This window comes from Chitinispirillales bacterium ANBcel5, from assembly GCA_029688955.1.
Lineage (GTDB): Bacteria > Fibrobacterota > Chitinivibrionia > Chitinivibrionales > Chitinispirillaceae > Cellulosispirillum > Cellulosispirillum alkaliphilum.
Window position 1 is genome coordinate 35,146 of the sequence record JARUKZ010000028.1, and the last position, 21,191, is coordinate 56,336.

At 41.2% G+C, this 21,191-nt stretch carries 16 protein-coding genes and 1 pseudogene; 12 read left to right on the forward strand and 5 right to left on the reverse strand.

Going from position 1 to position 21,191, the window contains the following annotated elements; translation table 11 throughout:
- Positions 1-559 precede the first annotated feature (559 nt).
- Entirely contained in the window at positions 560-1,780 is a 1,221-nt protein-coding gene (locus QA601_13900) for a M28 family peptidase (protein MDG5816183.1), read from the reverse strand.
- Positions 1,781-2,205: 425 nt separating this feature from the next.
- On the opposite strand from QA601_13900, the gene QA601_13905 reads away from it, so the two are divergent.
- Genes QA601_13905 through QA601_13915 form a run of 3 tightly spaced genes read left to right on the forward strand, consistent with a single transcriptional unit; the run spans position 2,206 to position 4,561 of the window.
- The gene (locus QA601_13905; GenBank protein MDG5816184.1) at positions 2,206-3,138 is read left to right on the forward strand and encodes an ABC transporter ATP-binding protein; all 933 of its coding nucleotides are present in this window, start codon (positions 2,206-2,208) and stop codon (positions 3,136-3,138) included.
- The gene (locus QA601_13910; protein MDG5816185.1) at positions 3,135-3,899 is read left to right on the forward strand and encodes an ABC transporter permease subunit; all 765 of its coding nucleotides are present in this window, start codon (positions 3,135-3,137) and stop codon (positions 3,897-3,899) included. Before QA601_13905 ends, QA601_13910 begins: the two co-directional genes overlap by 4 nt.
- A gap of 2 nt (positions 3,900-3,901) precedes the next feature.
- The gene (locus QA601_13915; GenBank protein ID MDG5816186.1) at positions 3,902-4,561 is read left to right on the forward strand and encodes a hypothetical protein; all 660 of its coding nucleotides are present in this window, start codon (positions 3,902-3,904) and stop codon (positions 4,559-4,561) included.
- Positions 4,562-4,663: 102 nt separating this feature from the next.
- Here QA601_13915 and QA601_13920 read toward each other — a convergent pair whose 3' ends face one another.
- A complete protein-coding gene (locus tag QA601_13920) occupies positions 4,664-5,860 on the reverse strand; it encodes a cation:proton antiporter (GenBank protein MDG5816187.1) in 1,197 nt (398 codons plus the stop codon).
- 560 nt (positions 5,861-6,420) lie between these two features.
- Between QA601_13920 and QA601_13925 the strand changes: the two genes are divergently transcribed.
- The 7 genes and pseudogenes from QA601_13925 to QA601_13955 all read left to right on the forward strand — a co-directional run bounded on the left by QA601_13925 (position 6,421) and on the right by QA601_13955 (position 15,665).
- Positions 6,421-7,620 carry an NADH:flavin oxidoreductase gene (locus QA601_13925; protein ID MDG5816188.1) on the forward strand — a complete coding sequence of 400 codons (1,200 nt, stop codon included), beginning with the start codon at positions 6,421-6,423 and terminating at the stop codon, positions 7,618-7,620.
- A gap of 663 nt (positions 7,621-8,283) precedes the next feature.
- Positions 8,284-9,450 (forward strand): glycosyltransferase family 4 protein, encoded by a 1,167-nt coding sequence (locus tag QA601_13930; protein MDG5816189.1) that lies wholly within the window; start codon positions 8,284-8,286, stop codon positions 9,448-9,450.
- Between the two features lie 273 nt (positions 9,451-9,723).
- Complete coding sequence (locus QA601_13935) at positions 9,724-11,535, forward strand: BCCT family transporter (GenBank protein MDG5816190.1); 1,812 nt, start codon at positions 9,724-9,726, stop codon at positions 11,533-11,535.
- Between the two features lie 140 nt (positions 11,536-11,675).
- On the forward strand, positions 11,676-14,141 hold the full coding sequence (locus QA601_13940) for a PAS domain-containing protein (GenBank protein MDG5816191.1): 2,466 nt from the start codon (positions 11,676-11,678) through the stop codon (positions 14,139-14,141).
- Positions 14,141-14,515: a response regulator gene (locus tag QA601_13945; protein ID MDG5816192.1), complete on the forward strand. Its 375-nt coding sequence runs from the start codon at positions 14,141-14,143 to the stop codon at positions 14,513-14,515. The genes QA601_13940 and QA601_13945 overlap by 1 nt, the downstream gene beginning before the upstream one ends.
- 23 nt (positions 14,516-14,538) lie before the next feature.
- Positions 14,539-14,985 (forward strand): hypothetical protein, encoded by a 447-nt coding sequence (locus tag QA601_13950; protein MDG5816193.1) that lies wholly within the window; start codon positions 14,539-14,541, stop codon positions 14,983-14,985.
- A 74-nt stretch (positions 14,986-15,059) separates the two neighbouring features.
- Positions 15,060-15,665 (forward strand): annotated as a pseudogene (locus tag QA601_13955) (N-acetyltransferase).
- A 13-nt stretch (positions 15,666-15,678) separates the two neighbouring features.
- Here QA601_13955 and QA601_13960 read toward each other — a convergent pair.
- Complete coding sequence (locus tag QA601_13960; protein MDG5816194.1) at positions 15,679-15,828, reverse strand: hypothetical protein; 150 nt, start codon at positions 15,826-15,828, stop codon at positions 15,679-15,681.
- A 189-nt stretch (positions 15,829-16,017) separates the two neighbouring features.
- Between QA601_13960 and QA601_13965 the strand changes: the two genes are divergently transcribed.
- A complete protein-coding gene (locus QA601_13965; protein ID MDG5816195.1) occupies positions 16,018-18,102 on the forward strand; it encodes a glycoside hydrolase family 52 protein in 2,085 nt (694 codons plus the stop codon).
- Positions 18,103-18,145: 43 nt separating this feature from the next.
- Here QA601_13965 and QA601_13970 read toward each other — a convergent pair whose 3' ends face one another.
- Together QA601_13970 and QA601_13975 are read right to left on the reverse strand one after the other, a co-directional pair.
- On the reverse strand, positions 18,146-18,472 hold the full coding sequence (locus tag QA601_13970; GenBank protein MDG5816196.1) for a hypothetical protein: 327 nt from the start codon (positions 18,470-18,472) through the stop codon (positions 18,146-18,148).
- A 646-nt stretch (positions 18,473-19,118) separates the two neighbouring features.
- Positions 19,119-20,357: a D-alanyl-D-alanine carboxypeptidase gene (locus QA601_13975; GenBank protein ID MDG5816197.1), complete on the reverse strand. Its 1,239-nt coding sequence runs from the start codon at positions 20,355-20,357 to the stop codon at positions 19,119-19,121.
- Between the two features lie 367 nt (positions 20,358-20,724).
- Between QA601_13975 and QA601_13980 the strand changes: the two genes are divergently transcribed.
- A complete protein-coding gene (locus QA601_13980) occupies positions 20,725-21,129 on the forward strand; it encodes a hypothetical protein (protein MDG5816198.1) in 405 nt (134 codons plus the stop codon).
- The last annotated feature ends 62 nt before the right edge of the window (positions 21,130-21,191 follow it).

The window sequence follows — 21,191 nt, forward strand, 5'->3', positions numbered from 1 at the left end:
TCCCTTCCTCCCGAAATCATAGCCCAAGGGTCCCCCCAAACGGGTCCTTTCACGCTTTTACCATTGATGCCCGGGGGTGACCCAATCCATCGCCTTTAGCCCCATAAAAATCCTTTTCCCACAAATCTCGATGGCATCAAGAATATCCCGCGCTTTCAGCGCTTGAAGGGGAGATCAAGGCCAAAGAAAGTATCATCTACAATAGAAGTCGCCCTGTTGAGCAGGAAGGAGCAAGAGAAATGAACAATCCTTCTACAAAAACCATAGATCATACAAATTCGGTTTTTAGCCTGATTAAACCGATGGGAATTAGTATGTAATACCCCAAAGGGGATTTCTATATTAGCCCCAGGTTTCCAACCTGGGAAAAATGTGGGACGGCAAGACCGCGAGACAAGAATTCCAAATTCCTCCCGAGATTATAGCCGAAGGGTCCCCCCAAACGGATCCTTCCACTCTTTCACCATTGACGCCCGGGGGAGACCCAATCCATCGCCTTTAGCCCCATAAAAATCCTTCCTTCTAAAAAATCTTCCTAAAATTCAACAATCAGTGTATATCAATTAATAATCACAGACCTTATAAACGCTTCCACCGCTTTTGCGATAGTTACTATCTTACCGTAGTCAATTATGGATAAATTATCTTTAGGGGTATGGGTTATGCTCTGATTATCCATATTATCTATAAACCACTGTGAAGAAATGGCAACAGCCGGTACACCATATTGAACAAAGATACTGTGATCTCCCTGGGGCCAGGGGGAACCTTCCACAATGTCAGGGTGTTTCTTTATGAGAGCCGTAACCTTAGCTTTGAGCTCATGAGGCAACTCAAAGAGTGAAAATGAAATATTACTGCCTTTGTAAGCAGCACCATCAATGTTTATATTCATTAGCATCGATTCAAATTGGCCCTGATTTTTTTCAATGTATTTCATCTGTCCCGGCACAGAATAATAATCTTCGCCGTTAAGGGCAACGATCTCTATCTGTTTATCACCCAAATAGTCTTTCAAAACTTCGGCAAGCAGTAACAGGGCTGTAACACCTGAAGCATTATCAATTGCGCCCGGTGTTCCCTTTTTTGCATCAATATGAGCTGTTACAACAACTCTTTTTGAATTATCGCTACCTTTTTTGCAAACTACATTATACCCTTTGCCGGGTATTCTTTTGGAGTCAGAGGATAACTGTACCTCTTTTCCAACGTGAGGTAAAAGTCGTTTGCCCTCTTCTTCGGTCATATACACTGATGGCACCAAAAAATCCCCATCTTCAATGAGCGGAAAAGGATATACACCTCCGGCCACGGAAGAATTCTTACCTGTTGCGCAAATAATAGCTTTGGGATTACCTTGTTCTAAAAGCGAAACTATTTGCTGATGTTCCTCTGGATTGTAAAATACAAAATTTTTGGGCATCAACTGCTCTTTAGCGATCTCTCCATGCAGCAGCAAAATCTTTCCTTCAAATGTACTGTTCTTTAGCTCTTCAATGGTTGAAACGCTTGTGAGCTGCCTCTTACCCGAAAAGGAGAGTGAGTAGGGACTAACAAGTACGTCATAGCCGGAATTACCAACGGTTAATGTGGCTCCTCCATCAACCCAGTCAATGGCGTCAAATTCCTGTATATCTGTTCTCCAACCAAATGATGACATGATAGTCTTAAAATATCTGGTGGCTTCTCTGTTACCTTCACTACCTATACTTCGTTCCGGAATCTTTTCGCAAAGAGTTTTCATGTAATTAACACTTTTGCTATACAAGTTATCATTCATAGATATCTTATCCTTTGAAGCGCAATATGAAGAGTAGTGGTATCTTTATCAATATATATACAGGCAGTGTATAGGGGAAAAAACTCAGGTGGTTTGGTTGTATAAATGATGCCTCGGATTATTCATTTAAGGCCTTTGTTACCGATAACGGTGAAGGGTACAGAGGGTTTTAATTCAGGTAAGCCCAAATGTCAGCCAGGGGAGGAGTTTTCAAAAAAAATTACGTGGTTGCTTTGCTCAGGTTTAAACTCTTTGTATCCAATCACTTATCATCATGAAGCCTGTGGGGTCACATTGATCATACACCCCCTGATTGGGCGTTAGTAATTAAATGCGTCTGACTATTGAAAAAATAGAAAAAAAGTGTCATATTTAATATGGAAGTATTGTAACCGATTCAAAACTCACCAAAAACAATGAGCCTTATGGATATAATCACACTGGAAAAAGTTTCCAAGGTCTACCGCAAGGGGTTTAAGGGCACTGCAGTTTCTGCAGTGAGTGATGTTACCTTCAGTGTTGCCCAAAACCGTATTACCGGATTTGTGGGTCCCAATGGTGCCGGTAAAACCACTACAATAAAGATGATTATGGGGCTTGTTGCTCCCAGCAGGGGAACGATAAAGATTCGTTCCGTGGATGCATCACAGCCTAAAGCACGCCAAAACGTTGCTTACGTATCTGAGCAGCCCTATTTTTACCGCCATCTCTCGGTGGCCGAATCACTCAGGTTTGTTTCTGAGCTTCTGGACATCGAAAAGGGCAAGATTGCCGGTGAGGTCAAAAGGGTTCTTGATATCGTTGAGCTGAGCGGAAAAGAGAAGCTTAAGATCAGGGAGATGTCAAAGGGGATGCAGCAGCGTCTGAACATGGCATGTGGATTACTGGGTGATCCTGACCTGCTTATACTTGATGAACCGATGAGCGGGCTTGATCCACCTGCCAGAAGATTATTCAGAAACCTGTTTAAGAGGTTAGGCAATGAGGGTAAAACGATCTTTTTCAGCACCCATGTGCTTGAGGATATAGAGGTGGTGTGTGATGATGTGATTGTGCTTGATGGTGGTAAACTAAGGTACACCGGTAGGGTTGATGCGCTTCTTGAGCGTGGATACCTGGGCTCTGAGCTTTTGGTTAAAGAGCTTGGAGAGGAGTTGCAGCAGGATTTGAATAGCCGTGGGTGGAACAGTACGATAAACCCCGATGATACATGGATGATTTTTGTGCCGGGAGAGAAAGAGCTGATGAGTTGTCAGGAGCTACTGCACTCTAAGGGGATCTACTGTCACTCAATACAAAAACGGACAATGCCCCTCGAAACCCTTCTTTATGGATCAACTGCGGAGAAAAATTCATGAAAGTGCTCTCAATTGTAGCATCAAATACCTTTAAGGAGACCATTCGCAACAAGGTACTCTATAATATTTTGCTTGTTGCTGGCGTGGTGCTTCTTCTGTCTATCTCATTTGGGGACCTTTCGGTCTTTTCACGTATTCAGGTAATGACCGATTTTGGGCTTGCAACCATGTCCCTTACCGGGCTGCTTTTGGCTGTTTTTATCGGTGTAGGGATGCTTGGAGTAGAGATCAGTACCAAAACCGTGTACGGGGTCATTACCCGGCCTGTTGGAAGAGCTTCCTTTATATTGGGTAAATTTACCGGGTTGTTTCTCACTCTTTTGCTTAACTTTCTTCTTATTGCCGCTGTTTTTATGATAGCGATTCAGACAATGGGAGGGAGTATTAACGCAGGGATCGTTTCGGCAGTTTTTCTTATTCTGGTCGAAATGGCGGTGATCGTTTCGGCTGCGATCTTTTTCTCAACCTTTACAACACCTACTCTTGCCGCCATATTTACACTCGCTTTCTATGCAGCCGGGCATCTGAATAACCTTGTATCGCTGAGTGCACAGCAGTCAATGGGTGCTTTCCATTCCTTTGTTCTTAGAATGGTTCACTATATATTACCGAATCTTGACCACTTTAATATCAGAACAATGGTCGTGTACGGGATGCCGGTACCTGAGGGACATATCTTTTTTACCTTTCTTTATGGTGTATTTTATACTGCACTGTTATTAATTCTTTCCGTTTGGCTTTTTGGCAGAAAGGATTTGTAGGGGTGAAAAAAACGATCTGTTTAATTACAGCGGCTCTTATTGTGTTCTCTGCCACCGTTAAAACACAGAACCATCTGACTAAGATAAATGGCAGTGAACCCAAGCCCGAAAGTATGGCTTTTTTACCGGGCAGCGAACGTGTTAAGCCCTTCTTTTTGGGTTTTCATGATACCTTTGCTCATTATTTATGGATAAGAACGGTGCTCTATTTTGGTGCACAGCATCAGACCGACAGAGATTACGCCTGGCTTATACAGAAACTTGATATTATCACCCGTTTACACCCACACTTTTTCCCGGCCTATGAATTCGCAGGGCTTCTTGTGCCTGAGGTGTGTAACAACCCCGATGCAGCGAGGGTTATTATGGAGCGGGGAATGATTCATCTTTCTCAGGAAAGGTGGCAAATTCCCTTTTATCTTGGAATGCTTTATTTCAGATACTATGATGATCCTGACAGGGCAGCGGAATATTTCACCATTGCTACACAGGTGCCCGGTGCTCCATCAGAGAAACTGGGTACTCTTGCAGCCTCTTTTTATCAGCGTTCGGGAAGAAAAGAGACCGGTGTGGCGCTTCTTTACTTCTTATACGAAACCGCAGATAGCCCCGAAGTGAAAAGGCACATTGAAGAGCGGTTGGTAACACTGCTTGAAGAGTAACAGAATCGCTGAGTTTGCGGGTAAAATCAGATGACCGTATTTTGGGTTTCTGTTTGATTTTCAGGTACGATATCTATGAATCGGTACATGATAATAGTTTGTCTATTCGTTTTCAGAAAACTCCATACTGAGAAGATGTTTTCCAAAGTGTCTGATTCCGATAAGGCCTAAGGGAGCAGTAATCATTATTGATAGCACTGCAAGCGCCAGAATCGTCTCACCATGTTCGATTCCCATCGATAACGCGACACCACCCAGTGCAGCCTGAACAGTTGCTTTTGGTGTATAGGCGATTGCGCAGAACAATCGCTCCTTAAAAGTGAGTTCAGACCACGAAGTGGCAAAAAGAACTGATGCAGCGCGAAACAGTACCCCCAGAAAGATAATCAATAATCCTTTACTACCAGCATCGAGAGCAACAAGTGGGTCAACAGATATTCCGATAAGAACAAAGAGTACTATTTCCGCAAACACCCACATTTTTGAAAGTTTGAAAGAAAGCTCATGTGCGATTTTTTCCTGTTTTTCAAGTAGAATAAACCCAATTGTCATAACCCCCAGTAAAGAGGCCATATGGAGCCAGTCTCCAATCTGCACCAGCATTACGGCGATCATCAGCAAAATGAGTGTTTTTTCGGTTGCTCTTATATCGGCACCTTTTCTTCTAAAAAGCCAGACCAAAGTGAAACCAATCACGATGCCACTTATAATTCCTGTCACCAGAGCAAAAGGAACAGAGAGTAAAAATCTGGTTAAATTAACCTGGTTGGCTGTGAGCGACTGAAGAAAGACTGTAAAGACAGTGATAGCAAAAACATCATCAATACTTGCTCCGGCCAACACGATCGTTGGAACATCGTTTTTTTTGCCATACCCTTTATCCTTAAGGTCGAGCATAGATGGCACCACCACCGCCGGGGATACCGCAGCCAGCATAAATGCGGTAAGACCCGCAATGGGCCACTGAAAACCAAAAAAATAATGGATCAGGACAGTTAACACCGTGCCCTCTACTATGCAGGGAATAAAAGCCATCAGCAGGGCAGTGACCCCGGTTTTTTTTAATGTACTTTTTTTAATTCCCAGGCCAGCCCGTAAAAGAATAATAATCAGGGCCATAGATTTTAAAAAAGGCTCAATTGCAGATAACTGGGGTGGGAGATAGTCACTCCATAAAAAGCCGATTACAAGGCCCCATACGACCATGCCCAGTACAGATGGCAGGCCGGCTTTGGAAAATGACTTTCCTACTAACCATCCACCCATGAGTATAAGGACAACTAATATATTAAAAGGCATAGAAAGCTCTGGTAGAAATGGTGTTATCTTTAAATGATCACGTTGCAACCTTGTAAGGAGCTAAAATACTATCTAAAGGTGTTTCTTTCAAGATAGGGTTGTGTGAATGGAGTGGTTTCGTACTGATAAAAAATAGGAGCTCCGGGTGCGATGAATCTTTTGCAGTAGCTATCAAAACTATGGTTTTGGGAGGCAATTTTGATATTGTAAGGCGAAAAAAAAGTGATGTAATGAAAACTCGTCCTTGTTTTGGTCGCATCTAGTCCCGATTAGTTTCCAACTCATTGTAAAACAAAGATTTTCTCCTTTGAGTTGATTGTAATAAGAGGCATTTATACTATTTGAGTTGTATTCTCTTAACATAACATCAGGAAAAACTAAAAGCGTAAAACTGAAAACTGTAGTAAAATTATAGTATTACATTTAACAATTCAAACAAATCACCAGTGATAAAAAGTTTTTTGGAGAGGTAAGACTTTGTTTTAATTAGGGATAAATGTAATTTATCAGATTTAGAATGCTCATTGATGATATCTTTATAGATAACGGTCGGAGAATTGATGGAATTATTCGAGAAGAATACATTTGCAGGTATTACGCTTAAAAATCGCATAATCCGTTCTGCAACACACGAAGGGCTGGCAAATGAGCATGGCAGGCCACTTGAGCCGCTTATAGACCTGTATGAACAGATTGCAATGGGCGGGGTAGGAATGATCATAACCGGCTATGCAGGGATTCTAAAAAGCGCGAGATCCTGTTCAAACATGGCGGTTTTTGACAGTGATGAACAGGTCGCTATATACAAAAAAATTATTACTACTGTTAAAAAACACCACACACCGATTATGCTTCAGATTGGGCATGCTGGTGGATTGGGAGCAAAAGAACTTGTTGGGAAGCATCCGGTTGCTCCTTCTAAAAGATGTTACAAAATAAACCACAGTACCTCTGTTGAGCTTACCGCAAAAGAGATTGAAGAGCTTATAGCCATTTTTGTTTCATGCATTTTTCGTGCAAAAAGGGCTGGTTTTGATGGTGTGCAACTACTTGCCGCACACGGATATCTTCTTTCCGAATTTCTTTCACCTTACCTAAACAGACGCAAAGACAAGTGGGGCGGATCGACTGAAAATCGCTTTCGTATAATAAAGGAGATATTAACCCGGTCAAGAGAGAAGGTTGGCACTTTTCCAATCATTATAAAAATAAGCGGAAATGATGAGCAGAAGGGGGGAATGAATCCCGAAGAAGCAGTAGCTGTAGCAAAGTTGCTTGAGCTTTCTTCATGTGATGCAATTGAAGTATCATGTGGCAATGGGAATCTGTTTGAAACAGTGCGCTGCCAAAGTATCCCCTATGAAGTTTTGTATAAGGTGGTACCTGGGTTACACAATGTCCGGGGGTTAAAAAAGAGTATTATTAATCTGTTTGTAAAAAAAAGGTTCAAACTGCACAGAGAGATAAAAGACTATAATGTTGAGATCGCGGAACAAATAAAAAAAGCGGTTTCTGTACCCGTTATCTCTGTTGGTGGTATACGGGAGTTAAGGTCAGCCAATGAAATAGTTGAGTCGGGTAAGTCTGATTATGTAGCTCTGTGCAGACCTTTGATCAATGAACCGGATCTACCAAAGAAGTGGAAAAAAGGTGAACAGTCTGTTTCAAACTGTATCGATTGTAACTACTGCTTGCTGGCTTGTGTTAAAAAACCACTTCAATGTTACAGGGGTAAGCTTCCCGAAGATTTTTGTTCGTGAAAGAAAAACTTTGAACCATATATCTGATTTTGAAAAACTGTTATGGTTGCCATAGCAGATCACAAAGGTGATATGATTGTTAAGAACTGCCGTTTCTGTAATTTAGATCCACTACCATCCAAATAATGTAAAATTTTTGCAGAAGCTGCTTTTTTTTGTGGTTATGGATATAAGTTCTTTCAGATTTCAACAGTCTGTTCACACATTTGTCTTTACATATTTTACGGTTAACCCTCTCTTACAGAAAGATAAAAAACGCAGAGTCACCGAGAACGCAGTAAAAAAACGCGTTAGTCAGAGATGAGGCATAGAGAGGAAAAAAATGCACTCTCTTTCCCCTTTCCACCCTCAGGCACCTCTATCGACCTCTGTATTTTAAATTCCCCATCAATAGAAGCTTCGCTGTTAGGTCAAATATTTTTTAAACCCTATGGGATGAATGTGATTTAGATCTGTTTCATCACTATATATAATAGTATGATTTGGGAGACATTTTTTATAATAACAATAAATTTATTTGACGTACCATGTCCAAAAACTATATTTTATTTCGAAATGCGACAAGCATCACTCATTTTTATTCTCACAGAACATTGATCTAAAATTAAAATTCCCTTTTTTACATTACCTAAATACACCTTTTAAACTAAAGGAGACGCTGTTATGCGTGTAGCTCTTTTTTCATGGGAATCTCTACACTCAATCAATATTGGTGGTTTGGGTGTTCATACCACAGAACTTGCCGCCGGCCTTGAACGCAGGAACCATGAAGTACATGTCTTCACCCGCCGCAAACCGGAGCAGAGCTATTATGATCGGATCGATGGAGTGCATTATCACCGCATCGATCACGGAATCAGTGATAATTTTGTGGAAAGTATGGACTGGATGTGCCAGGCTATGGCTCACAGGTTTTACGAAGTAACATCTCTGATCGGAAAATTTGAGCTGGTGCATGCTCATGATTGGTTAACAGGTAATGTACTTAAATACATCACCGATGGATTTGGAACACCTTCTGTTCTGACAATGCATTCGACTGAATATGGTCGGGATGGCAATATTTTTCATGATGGTTTTGCCAGATGGATAAGAGACACCGAATATGCTGCCTGTAATCATGCAAGCGTGATTATTTCTGTGAGTGGTTTTCTCGCTAATGAGCTTCAGCGCATATACCAGGTGCCGCACTGGAAGATTCATGTGGTTCCAAATGGAATATCTTATAACGCCTTTGATGGGTTTCTTGAGCCCGGTTCTGTAAAGGCACGTTATGGTATCGACCCTCTTGATCCCACTATCTTTGCTGCCGGGAGAATGATTGTTCAAAAGGGTATGGATCTGTTAGTGGAAGCGATACCCATGGTGCTTGGTTATTTCCCTTCTGCCAAATTCATCATTTCGGGAGATGGGCCGGAAAAAGATTTAGTTGTAAACAGAGCTGATGAGCTTGGAGTAACTCATGCTATTCGTTTTCTTGGCAGCGTCTCCAGAGGTGAATACAGTGAACTGATGCGATCTGCAGATATTCTGGCCTTACCCAGTCGAAACGAACCCTTTGGGATAGTAGCACTGGAAGCATGGGCGGCAGGAAAACCGGTTGTGGCAACAAGTGCTGGTGGTCCAACGGAATTTATTTGGCATGATGTTAATGGGTTTTTAGTCGATGCTAATCCTGGTGGTTTGGCACATGGTATCGGTTCCCTTTTAGCGGATCACGACCACTGTCGTGCGCTGGGGCGCAATGGACGGGTTGCGGTTGAAGATAAGTATAATTGGAATACCGTGGCAAGCTATACTGAAGGTGTTTATCATGCAGCTTTGAACTAATCAGTACAATTCATTAAGTAACACCAAAGATCGGGGAGAAAACGTGGTAAATACGTTGATTACCCGGTCTTTTCCTACCCAAAACTGCTATCACAACCTGAGTACTCCATACCGGAATATCAAATACTTCAATAAAAATGAATCCATATTTGCTGTTTATAATCTTGAACTATAACCATTTACAATAAAATTAGCATTATGTAGTTTTTTCAAAATGCCGCCAAAAACATATCTGCTATACATATTTTTACTTTCCAAAAAATCGGGGTGAAAATGGAAGACAAGGACGACGAGAAGGAATTAAAACGGAAACTATTTCAAAGAATATCCAGAATAGAGAAAAATGCGCGGTCGAAGGCCATAAAGGACAGAAAACCTTTTCAGGGCCTGCAGGTCAAACCTACAGCATCCTTTTTCGATGATTCCAAAAGAAGAGAACCCGGGGAGAATAACTGGACGGGTATAGGGTTCGATGTTAATCTGTGGGTCACTATGATCTCAGTAGCTTTTTTGACTGTATTTATAGGGCTGGTACTTTCTTTTCGCCAGCCTGCAGAAGTTTTTTTTGGACGTGCGTTCGAAATAATCACCCATAATTTCGGCTGGTTTTTGATACTTACGGTAAATGTACTTATTATAGCTGCTTTCTTTTTTGCATTCAGTCGTTTTGGCAAAATTAGGATTGGGGGGAGAGATGCACAGCCTGAGTTTTCCACTCTGGCCTGGTTTTCAATGCTTTTAAGTGCAGGGATGGGTATCGGCCTGATGTTTTGGAGTGTGGGGGAGCCCATAACCCACTTCCATGTTCCATCCCCTCTGTTTGAAGCGATCGAAGCATTAACTCCCGAAGCCGCTCAGGCTGCCATGGGGGTAACGTTTTTTCATTGGGGGCTTCATCCCTGGGGCGTTTACTCGGTGGTCGCGCTGGGGCTTGCATTTTTTGCCTTTAACAGAGGGCTTCCATTAACTATACGATCAATATTTTATCCTCTTCTTGGGGAAAAGATATATGGCTTCTGGGGTGATTTAATTGATATCTTCTCAGTTCTGGCTACATTAGTTGGCCTGGCTACTTCTCTGGGACTGGGAGTTGCACAGGTAAATGCGGGGCTTAACTATCTGTTTGGTATTCAAATTACTCTATGGGTGCAAATTGTACTTATCGCTTCAATTACAGCAGTTGCCACGGGGTCGGTTATCCTGGGACTTGATGGTGGTGTAAAGAGGCTCAGTAAACTAAATATGGGGCTGGCGGCTCTTTTTATGGTATTCATTGTTATAACCGGACCAACCGTTTATGTTTTAGGAGGGTTTACTCAAAATATCGGGTATTACTTTGGAACTCTTGTACATTTGAGCTTCTGGACCGAAACATTCAGAGACACAAACTGGCAGGGGCTATGGACGGTTTTTTACTGGGCCTGGTGGATATCCTGGTCACCATTTGTAGGAATGTTTATAGCCAGGATTTCCAAAGGCAGGACTGTGAGGGAGTTTATTATAAGTGTAATGTTTATTCCGACACTCCTTTCCTTCGTGTGGATGTCTGTTTTTGGAGGATCGGCCATTTTTCTGGAAACTACCGGGGAAGCGCAAATATATGCTACCGTCACGGAGGACGTATCGACCGCCCTGTTCCAAATGCTTGCTCATTTCCCCTTGCCGTTGCTTCTCTCTTTTATTGGAATCCTATTGGTGGTAGTGTTTTTTATAACATCTTCAGATTCCGGATCATTGGTGGTTGACCATTTGACTTCAGGAGGAAAACTGAATTCACCTGTACAGCAAAGAGTATTTTGGGCTATAATGGAGGGAATCATAGCTTCTGTTCTTCTGGCTGGAGGTGGATTAACTACTCTTCAGACTGCTTCTGTTGCCACGGGGCTTCCCTTTGCCGTTATTCTTTTGTTTATTGTGTATTCGCTTTACCTTGGTCTTTCTCAGGAACATCACATAAATGAAACGGTGGAAAATGAGGTAGAAGAGTTCCTGGAGAAAGAACGCCTTACAAATATCGTTGAAGAAACGATAAAGGATGATGAAGGTGAAGAGGCTTCAGAGAACGATGAACCAGGAGATGAGTGACTATAGTTATTAGAAATTGATTACTCACTATGGTACAATCTTATGTTTGATAGCAATGTGCCAGGGTGAACTAATCAAGTGGTGGGAAGCAACGCATACAAAACCGTTTTCGAATATACCCAGATGAGGAGAATGTTTTCATGACAGGCAATATATCTAATGATGCCTCTGGCCTTGCTCATATGATATGTGAACTGTCCTTGGCGCGGGACCTTGAATCAATTATGAAAATCGTGCGAAAAACCGCGAAGAGCTTCACCGGTGCTGATGGCGCAACATTTGTTTTATGCGAGGATGATAATTGCTTTTATGCCGATGAGGAAGCAATTGAGCCTTTATGGAAAGGGCAAAGGTTTCCAAAGTCGAGCTGTATCAGTGGATGGGTGATGGAGCACAAGAAAGCGGTTGCTATCAGAGATATTTATGCCGACGACAGAATACCCCATGATGCTTACCGGCCTACTTTTGTAAAAAGTTTACTCATGGTTCCGATAAGGAGTATGGATCCCCTTGGTGCAATAGGTGTTTATTGGGCCAAAGAGCATTTGGCTTCGCCTAATGATAAGAATAATCTACAGGCTATTGCCGATGCGACCGCTATCGCGATTGAAAATGTTCGGGTGAATTCACAGTTGGAACAGCAAATAGACAATCTTACTGATGAACGTCGAAGACTTGAAGATATAATAGAAGGAACACGCGTAGGTACATGGGAATGGAATATCCAAACCGGAGAAATTATTGTCAATGATAGATGGGCCCAAATTCTTGGCTATAATCTAAAGGAATTACTTCCTGTTAGTAGAAGCTCCTGGGAAAAGGTGATTCACCCGGATGATTTTGAACTGTATAATAAGGCCTTGGAAGGCCATCTTTCAGAAAATGATAAGTACTTTGAATGTGAATACAGGGTAATGCACAAAAATGGAGACTGGATCTGGGTTTTGGATAGAGGGAAAGTTCTAAGCAGATCAGGTGATTCTACACCGTTACTTATGTATGGAACCCGTACAGAAATATCTGAACGTAAACAAATGATTGAAGCGCTGCAGAAAAACAAGGCCTTTTTACAAGCTGCGTTAGATAATAGCCACGCGGGGATTGCGATAGCGGATGCTCCTGATGGTAAATTACGTTATGTTAATAAAGCCGCAATGGATATTCGAGGTATACCGGCAAATTATTCTGTAAATAATATAACCATAGACAATTATGTTGAAAGCTGGCAAATATATCATTTCAACGGAAATCCTTACCAAAAGGATGAAGTACCTTTGGCACGAGCTATTATCTACAGTGAAACTTGCAGTAAGGAGTTTGTTATTAAACGTCCTGATGGAGAAAAAAGAATTGTGTGGGCTAATGCTGCTCCAATACTTGGAACCTCCGATAAAGTAGAGGCGGGGATAGTCGTTTTTCTCGATATAACGGAGAACAAACGCATGAGTGAGCGTCTTCGACAAGCTGAGAAAATGGAAGCAATCGGAACGCTTGCCGGGGGCATAGCTCATGATTTCAATAATATTTTAGGTGGCATCATCGGCTATGCAGATTTGTCACTGGATGATGTTGAGCCTCAAAGCAGGCTTGCTAAAAATATTCACTGCATTCTAAAGGGAGGCGAACGTGCTAAGAATCTGGTGAATCAGATACTTAACTTTAGTCGTCGTGGTAATGACGAGAAGACACCTCAGTATCTTAGTCCACTGATTAAAGAAGTTATTGAATTACTCAGGGCAAGTTTACCATCATCCATTATTATTGAAAGTAATATCAAAAAAGACACGTGTCCCATTTGGGCTAACCCTACACAAATTCATGAAATAGTGATGAACTTGTGCGCCAATGCTGCCTATGCAATGCAAAACGAAAAGGGACTTCTGGAAGTGATCCATGAGGAGAAGTCGTTTACTGAAAAAATCACCGGGAGAGCGGGGACAGTTCCTCCGGGAGTTTATTCTGTTATAACCATACGTGATAACGGATGTGGTATGGATACCGATACACTTAAGCGGGTATTTGATCCATTTTTTACCACCAAAACTCAGGGTGAAGGAACTGGAATGGGCATGGCTGTGCTCTTCGGTATAATTCAGAGTCATCGGGGAACAGTCAGAGTTGAAAGTACATTGGGAAAAGGAACTACTTTTCGTGTCTATTTGCCTAAATACAAAAAAGATGTATGTGCTTCGTGTACCCCAGAGGAAAACAGGCCTGTAAGTCAGGGAACAGGGACTGTTTTGTTTGTTGATGATGAAGAATTGATGGTGAAAATGGCTGAAGAGATGCTCAGTGATCTTGGCTATACAGTTATCACTTTTAACAACTCTTTTGAAGCCCTTGGTGCTTTTAAGAAAACCCCTGGAATGTTTGATTTGATTATAACTGATCAAACAATGCCGGTTTATCCCGGTGTTGATTTTGCCAGGGAAATCCGAAAAATTAAACCCGATATACCTATTATTTTATGTACCGGATACAGTAAGCTTGTAGATGAACAAAGTGCAATGGATGCTGGTATTGATGCGTTAATATTCAAACCGTTTAGAAAACGAAGTATTGCACAGCTAATTAGCGAGGTATTGCAGAAGAAAGGTGAATCTTAATGCCAAAGGTAATGATAATTGATGATGATGAGCTCTTTAGAGGTATGCTTTTGCAAATGATGGAACGGGAAGGCATCGATGCCGTCGGGACTTTTAATGGGAAAGAAGGGCTACAAATAATTGATTCATACCAACCAGACCTCATTATAACTGATATTGTAATGCCGGATAAAGAAGGATTGGAAACAATAATTGAACTACGCCAACATTACAAACATATTCCGATTATTGCTGTTTCCGGAGGAGGAAAAGTTCACCCGGATGTCTATCTGTCAACAGCAAAACAATTTGGTGCAAACTATGCTTTCTCCAAGCCCCTAAATAGAACCGAATTTCTTAGTGCTGTAATTAAGTGTTTAGGTAAAAGAGCTTAATGATAGGGTCAACAAAAAATATTATGAATTCAAAAGTTGTTATTTTTATTTGCATCTGTTTATCAGTAGCTTTCAATCTGTTTGCAGGTAATTGTATCGATAAAGAAACAAGTACTACAGTGACTATAAAAGGACTGTATAAAGCGCCAGAATCAGTTCATAACGGTAATACCACCATACTAAAGGGGGCTATGGATGGAGAGTATGTTGAAGTTAATGTCCAGGGAGTCATAAAGGATTTTGTACTGATTAATTTAAAATGGGATGATTGCAGCCAGGAGTTGATTGAGACAGATATTGTTCATAGAATTGATACGGTGCGCAATGAAACTGTAGTTATAAAAACCTTTATGCCTGAGGGGATACCTTCAGAGAAAATAAAGTGGAAGAATACATCGGGAAAGGAACATGAATTTATCATTCATGAAGATGGCAAGAGTAAAAACCTTTGGAAATTTCACTTGGAGTAGAACATCAATCGTTATAAAACTGGCAGAGGGCAGGGACATGTCGATAACCATTAGAAAATGAAACGGAAGATGATTACAGGCAGGTAGAAAACCTAACGCGTGAGGCTTTTTGGAATCTGTATGATCCTGGCTGTGATGAGCACTATCTGGTCCATGTTATGAGAGAACATCCAGACTTTTTGCCGGAGTATGGCTTTGTTGCAGTTGTTGATGACAGGGTTGTGGGTAACATCATGTATGCCAGATCAAAACTAATCGATGAAAATGGTTTTACCCTTACTACTTTAACATTTGGACCAGTTAGTGTACTGCCTCAATACCAAAGAAAAGGTATTGGTTCGGCTTTGATTCGTCACACAATTAAAAAGGCTGTTTCTGACAATTATAAAGCAATTGTTATAGAAGGGCATCCGCATAATTACTGTGTACATGGCTTTAAATGCTCAAAAGATTTTTCTGTTAGTGACAGTGAAGGGAAATATCCCTACAGTCTTCTGGTCCTTGAATTGGAAAAAGGTTCTCTTCAGGGGAGGCAATGGAGATACTATCCCAGTGAAGTCTACCAAATAGATACTAAGGCTGCAAAGGTGTTTGACAACACTTTTCCCAAAAAGAAAAAAGAGTATAAGTATACTCAGGAGTTGTTTTCTATTTCGAGCAGGGCTTTTGTAGGGGAGTGAATTCACCGAAAACTTAAGCAATATCCTTAAGGATACATGATATCATCTCCATATTCACTTTGATAGTATAAGAGGGGATGATAATTAATACAATGGGGCATTTTAAGCTAAAACAGTGGGAGTAATCAGTGACACTGTTCTCATTAGTTCTTTCCTTGTTCATATGCCCATTCCTTACCCTCAGCTGTTGAATTCGGATTATTAGCAATGCGCCCGGTTGTTACATGTTTCTTTCAGATGTACTCAAATCAGCATTATACAAACATACAAATTGAACACCACTATTCATTTGATTATATTATTCAGTGTAATTATCACTAAGGGATCGCTTTTAAGAGAACAGGGGTAATAGATGGAAAACCAATTTTTCAATGCACACCATTCGCCTATGGGGGCATTTGCTTCATTCACATTGGGTCATGCGGGGGCCTGCGGCGGGCTTGGAATGGAGCTGAGCGGACCTGCAAATCAAAATGTTTATATCGGGCTGCAATCAAAGGATTTTAAGACCTTTTCTATGATGCCTTTCTTTGCATCGGCAAAAAACATGAGAGAAAAATTCGACAATCAGGCACAAACTACTGACTCAAAACCAAACCAAATTCACTCTTTCCCATCTACTGCTATAAAGCGTAATTATGCTCTGTGTACAGATAAATGGCAAGCTGAAGATTTAAGCTTTGAGATCTTTTCTCCCGTCCACGCTATACCGGATCCGGACACTGCATCTCATAACGAACTAAAGAACGCTATCATACCAGCCGTTTTTGCAGAAATTACCGTAGATAACCGGGCGTGTAGTACAGAGCGCAAAGCTGTATTTGGGTTTGAAGGAAACGATCCGTATACCGCAATGCGCCAGTTAAATAAAACATCGGATAACCTCACCGGAATCGCCCAGGGCCGTCAGTATGCAATATGTACAATAGATAATAATACACAATCAGCCCAGGCGTTCTCTATTGATGAGATCTGTTTTCCCGAAACTGAAAACAACTACTCCTTTGGTCTCGGTACCACTGCTGCGCTGGTAATGACTGCTCCCGCGGGGAAAATATCTACCTGGAGGTTTGCTGTATGTTTTTACCGGGGTGGAATAGTAACCACGGGTATTGACACAGCCTACTATTATACCAAATTTTGGAACCAAATAGAGGAAGTAGCGCTCTATGGGTTATCTAATGTTGAGATGTATAAAAAAGCAGCTCTGGACGGTAACCGATTACTGGAGAACTCCACTCTTTCTGAGGAAAGAAAATTTATGACCGCTCATGCCATAAGAAGTTATTATGGAAATACAGAGCTTCTCATAAGTGAAAACAGACCTGTTTGGGTAGTAAATGAAGGTGAGTACCGAATGATAAACACCTTCGACCTTTTTGTCGATCAGCTCTTTTTTGAGATGAAGATGAATCCCTGGACTGTTCGAAATGTTCTTGACTTGTATGCTGATCCCGATAAATACAGATACCGTGATATGGTAAAACTGCCTGAATCCGAAAAAAAGTTTCCGGGTGGAGTAAGTTTTACCCATGATATGGGGGTTGCAAACTCATTTTCCCGCTTCGGGCATTCAGCCTACGAACTTGAAGGTATTGATGGGTGTTTTTCTCATATGACCCACGAACAGCTTGTTAACTGGGTGCTGTGTGCCGGGGTCTACGCACACGCTGCTTCAGATACCAAATGGGTTAATAAGCAAATACCTCTGTTAGTTGAGTGTCTTAAAAGCATGGTTAATCGTGATCACTATGATGAAAATCTCAGAGACGGGGTGATGGATCTTGATTCCGCCAGGACTGCAGGCGGTGCGGAAATTACTACCTACGATAACGTTGATTCATCTCTGGGACAGTCCAGAAGAAACACCTATCTGGCTGTAAAGTGCTGGGCAGCTTATATACTCCTTGAAAAAATGCTTAATTCAAAGCAAAAAGAGATGTCTGAGTTGGCTTCCCTGCAGGCTCATAAGTGTGCTCAGACAATTCTTAGCTATAAACAGGGCGATGAATCTATACCCGCTCTGCTTGAAAAAGGAAATAAGTCGGTTATTATTCCTATCATTGAAGGCCTGGTATTTATAGATGTTTGTTGCAGAGAGGTTCTTAGAGACTCCAGGTACAGTGAATTTGTGGAAGCGCTGGCTGCTCACTGCAGGGCTGTTCTTAAAAAGGGAGTCTGTCTGTTTGATGATTCCGGATGGAAGTTGTCTTCTACAAGTGACAATTCCTGGTTAAGCAAAATTTATCTGTGTCAATATATTACAGAGAACATCTTTGGAATGGATGCAGATATTGAGGCTGACAAGGCCCATATCGGGTGGCTGCTTAATTCTCAAAACTCATATTTTGCATTCAGCGATCAAATGAACCGGGGAAAAGTATGTGGAAGCAGGTACTATCCAAGAGGTGTAACTGCTGCTCTTTGGCTTGATTAGTGAAGAGAAAAAAAGAGAGGTGATTGTTACTTCTCTTTGCTTTCTATTCGTGTCTTGCAATCATTGAGTTTTCTTTACCACGACTGTTCTCTTCCAGTACTTTTAAAAGATAATTTAAATGATCACTTAACAGAACTACGTTATTATAATCATCATTTGTTGTTGAGTCAACCTCATCAATGGTTAACGTCTCAAACTCAGCCATGATCTGCTCAATTTCTTCCAGAAGTGGTTCTGTTTCATTTATAACCTTTGTAACCCTTACTTCAAAATTGTCTTCCGGTAATACTGTGTTTTTTTGGGCTTCTCCCACCATTATAATCGCTGAGCTGACAGTTAGCATGATAATAGTAGCAATTGTTTTTCTCATAGGCATCTCCACTGCTAATTATGAATTTGTAGTGAATAAGACAGTATCAACATTTATACCCAAGATCATAAGTAATTGTATTATAGCAAAATGCAATAAAACATCCTGAAATAAATTGTCTTTTTTTGTGGCGCTTAGACTACCGACCAATCATTATACACTACTTTTCAGTATCTGTCACGCATATTTAACTATCGTGCTTAGGCTTTTAGCATATAAACTGAAGCAGAAAACAGCGGGGTTTTTGTAAATGAGGATTGATCGCTTTGGCTTTTGGATAGGTTAATAGCTTGAATTTGTGTATAGTAAGGTACTGAACAGCAAGGGGGGGTAATGAGCTAAGGCTTAACGGTTGTAGAGAATTATTTTTGTCCAAAATAGAATAATATAACCGAGTGTAAGTCAATAAGGTATCTTACTTACCGACTACACCATTTATTGAGACCTTTGGACGTGGATCCCCAATCCGTTCTAAAAAGGAGCCGGAGTAAGATGTAGATCTGTATATAATCAAACAATTCCGTGTCCCTTAATCGGGAGACAGGGACGGATGTTGTGTAGAATAATTATAACTCTTAATAATGCCAAAGCGTCAGTTACATTTATATTGAACTGTGGCTTTGGCATTTACATCTCTTCTTGATTACTAATTTATACTGTTTGAGTATTGCACGAGCAGGTCAAGAATTGCATCTCTGTTGTTAGCATTTTGGTTAAGAATAATCACAAATGGTCTGTTACCATTGGGAGATGGGATGTAGCCGGCATAGTTATAAACACCCGTAAGAGTACCTGATTTTGCGAGCGCATTTCTGTGCGAGGGCAAAAGATCAGCGATGTCTTTTCGCTCCTCAAGTATTCCAATCATTACATTGGCGGTAATAGTATTGCTTCTGGATATCCCTGATCCTTCATGCATCATCAGTTCCTCAGGGCTTATTTGTAATGAATTTCTTATGTAATCTTCAAAAACCTGACGTCCTTTTTCCAGAGTGGCAGGATAGCCCATCTTTTCTGCTCCAATGGTTAAAAACAGCTGATTGGCAATGAAATTATTGGAATATTTCTGAAGTCCCCGTGATATAGTTGTAAGATCGTTGGAGTTTAGATGTGTGTAGAAAAGGTCCCATGAAGGATCAATCGAAGAAAATGAAACAGTTTGGTTCTCGACCTCAATCCCTGCTCGCTCAAAAATCGCAATAAAGAGCTCACCAGCATAGCGCAGGCAGTCATTCATGTCTGAAGAGAGGTTGATCCTTTGTGTGTTTCCTGGTTCAATGCTTTGTGCTTTTGCGAGTGCAAGGGGAGTTAATGGCGTTACTTCCTCAGCTGAGCTTATTTGCCCATTGGCGCTCCTGGTGAGGTTTAGGGTGTTGAAATTAGTAATCAGGGCACCGTTTATTGCGTTGTAGGGGTTTAGAGTTTGTGCAACACCGGGAATAATGATGTCTGGCGAAAAACTGGAATTGTCAAGATGCACACTATGTATGCTATTAATTCCCCGGTTTTTCAATTCATGGGCTATGATCTCAATCTCCTCGGAAATAAGAAAAGGATCCCCCCATCCCTTTATGGCTAAATTGTTTCTGTCATCTCTATAAAAATCTGTTTTAAACCGAAAATCTTCCCCAAGTAGATCAAATGCTGCACCAGAGGTGAGAATCTTTATTATCGAGGCCGGAACAAGAGGCTGATCACTATTGTAGGAGATCAGAGGGTTTCCCGATTCATCATGAAGAACAATTGAACCATTCGTAACAAGGTTCATAATCTGTCGTTCAAGATTTTTAAGCTCTGAGCTGTGGGTAGAGTTCACTGTTACACTGATAAGAAAAAGCATCATAGCAATAACTGATGCCCGGATAGAAGTTTTTTTGGTTTTCATGAAGTTTACCTTGTTTGAGGCTGAATGTTTGTAGAGATAAAATGTAATACTACACAAAATTACTATATAAACCTATTGTACACCAAAAAGAGAGGGCTGTTTTTTGGCAGGGGTTAAATGACCACACTATTTCCTAAGCAGGTTAAATCGCAAAAGAAATCAGGGACTTAGCTTGAAACTGATGATAGGGAGAGGAGCTAAAGGGGGCAATACTACCCACAATTTATTTAACCGCTAAAGTTGGTGTGATTGTAATAAGTTGAAAATTAATAAGTTAGGTAGTATGGCACGGTGCTTGTTTAAATCATCTACTCAGAAACAGGCCTGAAAGAAAAAAACACTTTTTCACTTTCTCTGGGAGGATCTTATGAAAACACTAACCACCTTACTGATCAGCGGCGCACTGTTTATCTCTTTTGCACAGGAAAAAACCGATGTGGTATCTATGGTTGATTTGGAAGAAAAGCTTAGTACCGTAATGGAAGAAGCAGCTCCGTATCTTGAAAAGATGTCCGCTACCGTTGAAGAATACAGTAACGCGGCAACCGCTCAGGACCGGGAAGCCTTACTTGAGCAGAAGCGTGCCGATGGTGAGGAAGCGCTTGCCAACGCTATCTCCACCCTTTCAGATGTAAACGCGCTTGTGGCATCCCGTACCGACGAGGTGCTTGAGAGGTTTGATGCACGCATTGAGGAGCTTAAGGTGATCCAGGACCGTATAAATGAGATCAGGGATGGAGTAGACGGACCAGATCTTTCTGATACACCCTAATAGCTTATAAAGAACATATAGTAAAGCAAAACTTATAAAAATTCACAATCTCTGGGAGGGTT

Bases quoted from the DNA above. Each gene is read 5' to 3' on its own strand.
- QA601_13900 (MDG5816183.1), bottom strand. From the start codon at position 1,780: ATGAATGATAACTTGTATAGCAAAAGTGTTAATTACATGAAAACTCTT.
- QA601_13905 (MDG5816184.1), top strand. From the start codon at position 2,206: ATGGATATAATCACACTGGAAAAAGTTTCCAAGGTCTACCGCAAGGGG.
- QA601_13910 (MDG5816185.1), top strand. From the start codon at position 3,135: ATGAAAGTGCTCTCAATTGTAGCATCAAATACCTTTAAGGAGACCATT.
- QA601_13920 (MDG5816187.1), bottom strand. From the start codon at position 5,860: ATGCCTTTTAATATATTAGTTGTCCTTATACTCATGGGTGGATGGTTA.
- QA601_13925 (MDG5816188.1), top strand. From the start codon at position 6,421: ATGGAATTATTCGAGAAGAATACATTTGCAGGTATTACGCTTAAAAAT.
- QA601_13930 (MDG5816189.1), top strand. From the start codon at position 8,284: ATGCGTGTAGCTCTTTTTTCATGGGAATCTCTACACTCAATCAATATT.
- QA601_13935 (MDG5816190.1), top strand. From the start codon at position 9,724: ATGGAAGACAAGGACGACGAGAAGGAATTAAAACGGAAACTATTTCAA.
- QA601_13940 (MDG5816191.1), top strand. From the start codon at position 11,676: ATGACAGGCAATATATCTAATGATGCCTCTGGCCTTGCTCATATGATA.
- QA601_13945 (MDG5816192.1), top strand. From the start codon at position 14,141: ATGCCAAAGGTAATGATAATTGATGATGATGAGCTCTTTAGAGGTATG.
- QA601_13950 (MDG5816193.1), top strand. From the start codon at position 14,539: ATGAATTCAAAAGTTGTTATTTTTATTTGCATCTGTTTATCAGTAGCT.
- QA601_13960 (MDG5816194.1), bottom strand. From the start codon at position 15,828: ATGAACAAGGAAAGAACTAATGAGAACAGTGTCACTGATTACTCCCAC.
- QA601_13965 (MDG5816195.1), top strand. From the start codon at position 16,018: ATGGAAAACCAATTTTTCAATGCACACCATTCGCCTATGGGGGCATTT.
- QA601_13970 (MDG5816196.1), bottom strand. From the start codon at position 18,472: ATGAGAAAAACAATTGCTACTATTATCATGCTAACTGTCAGCTCAGCG.
- QA601_13975 (MDG5816197.1), bottom strand. From the start codon at position 20,357: ATGAAAACCAAAAAAACTTCTATCCGGGCATCAGTTATTGCTATGATG.
- QA601_13980 (MDG5816198.1), top strand. From the start codon at position 20,725: ATGAAAACACTAACCACCTTACTGATCAGCGGCGCACTGTTTATCTCT.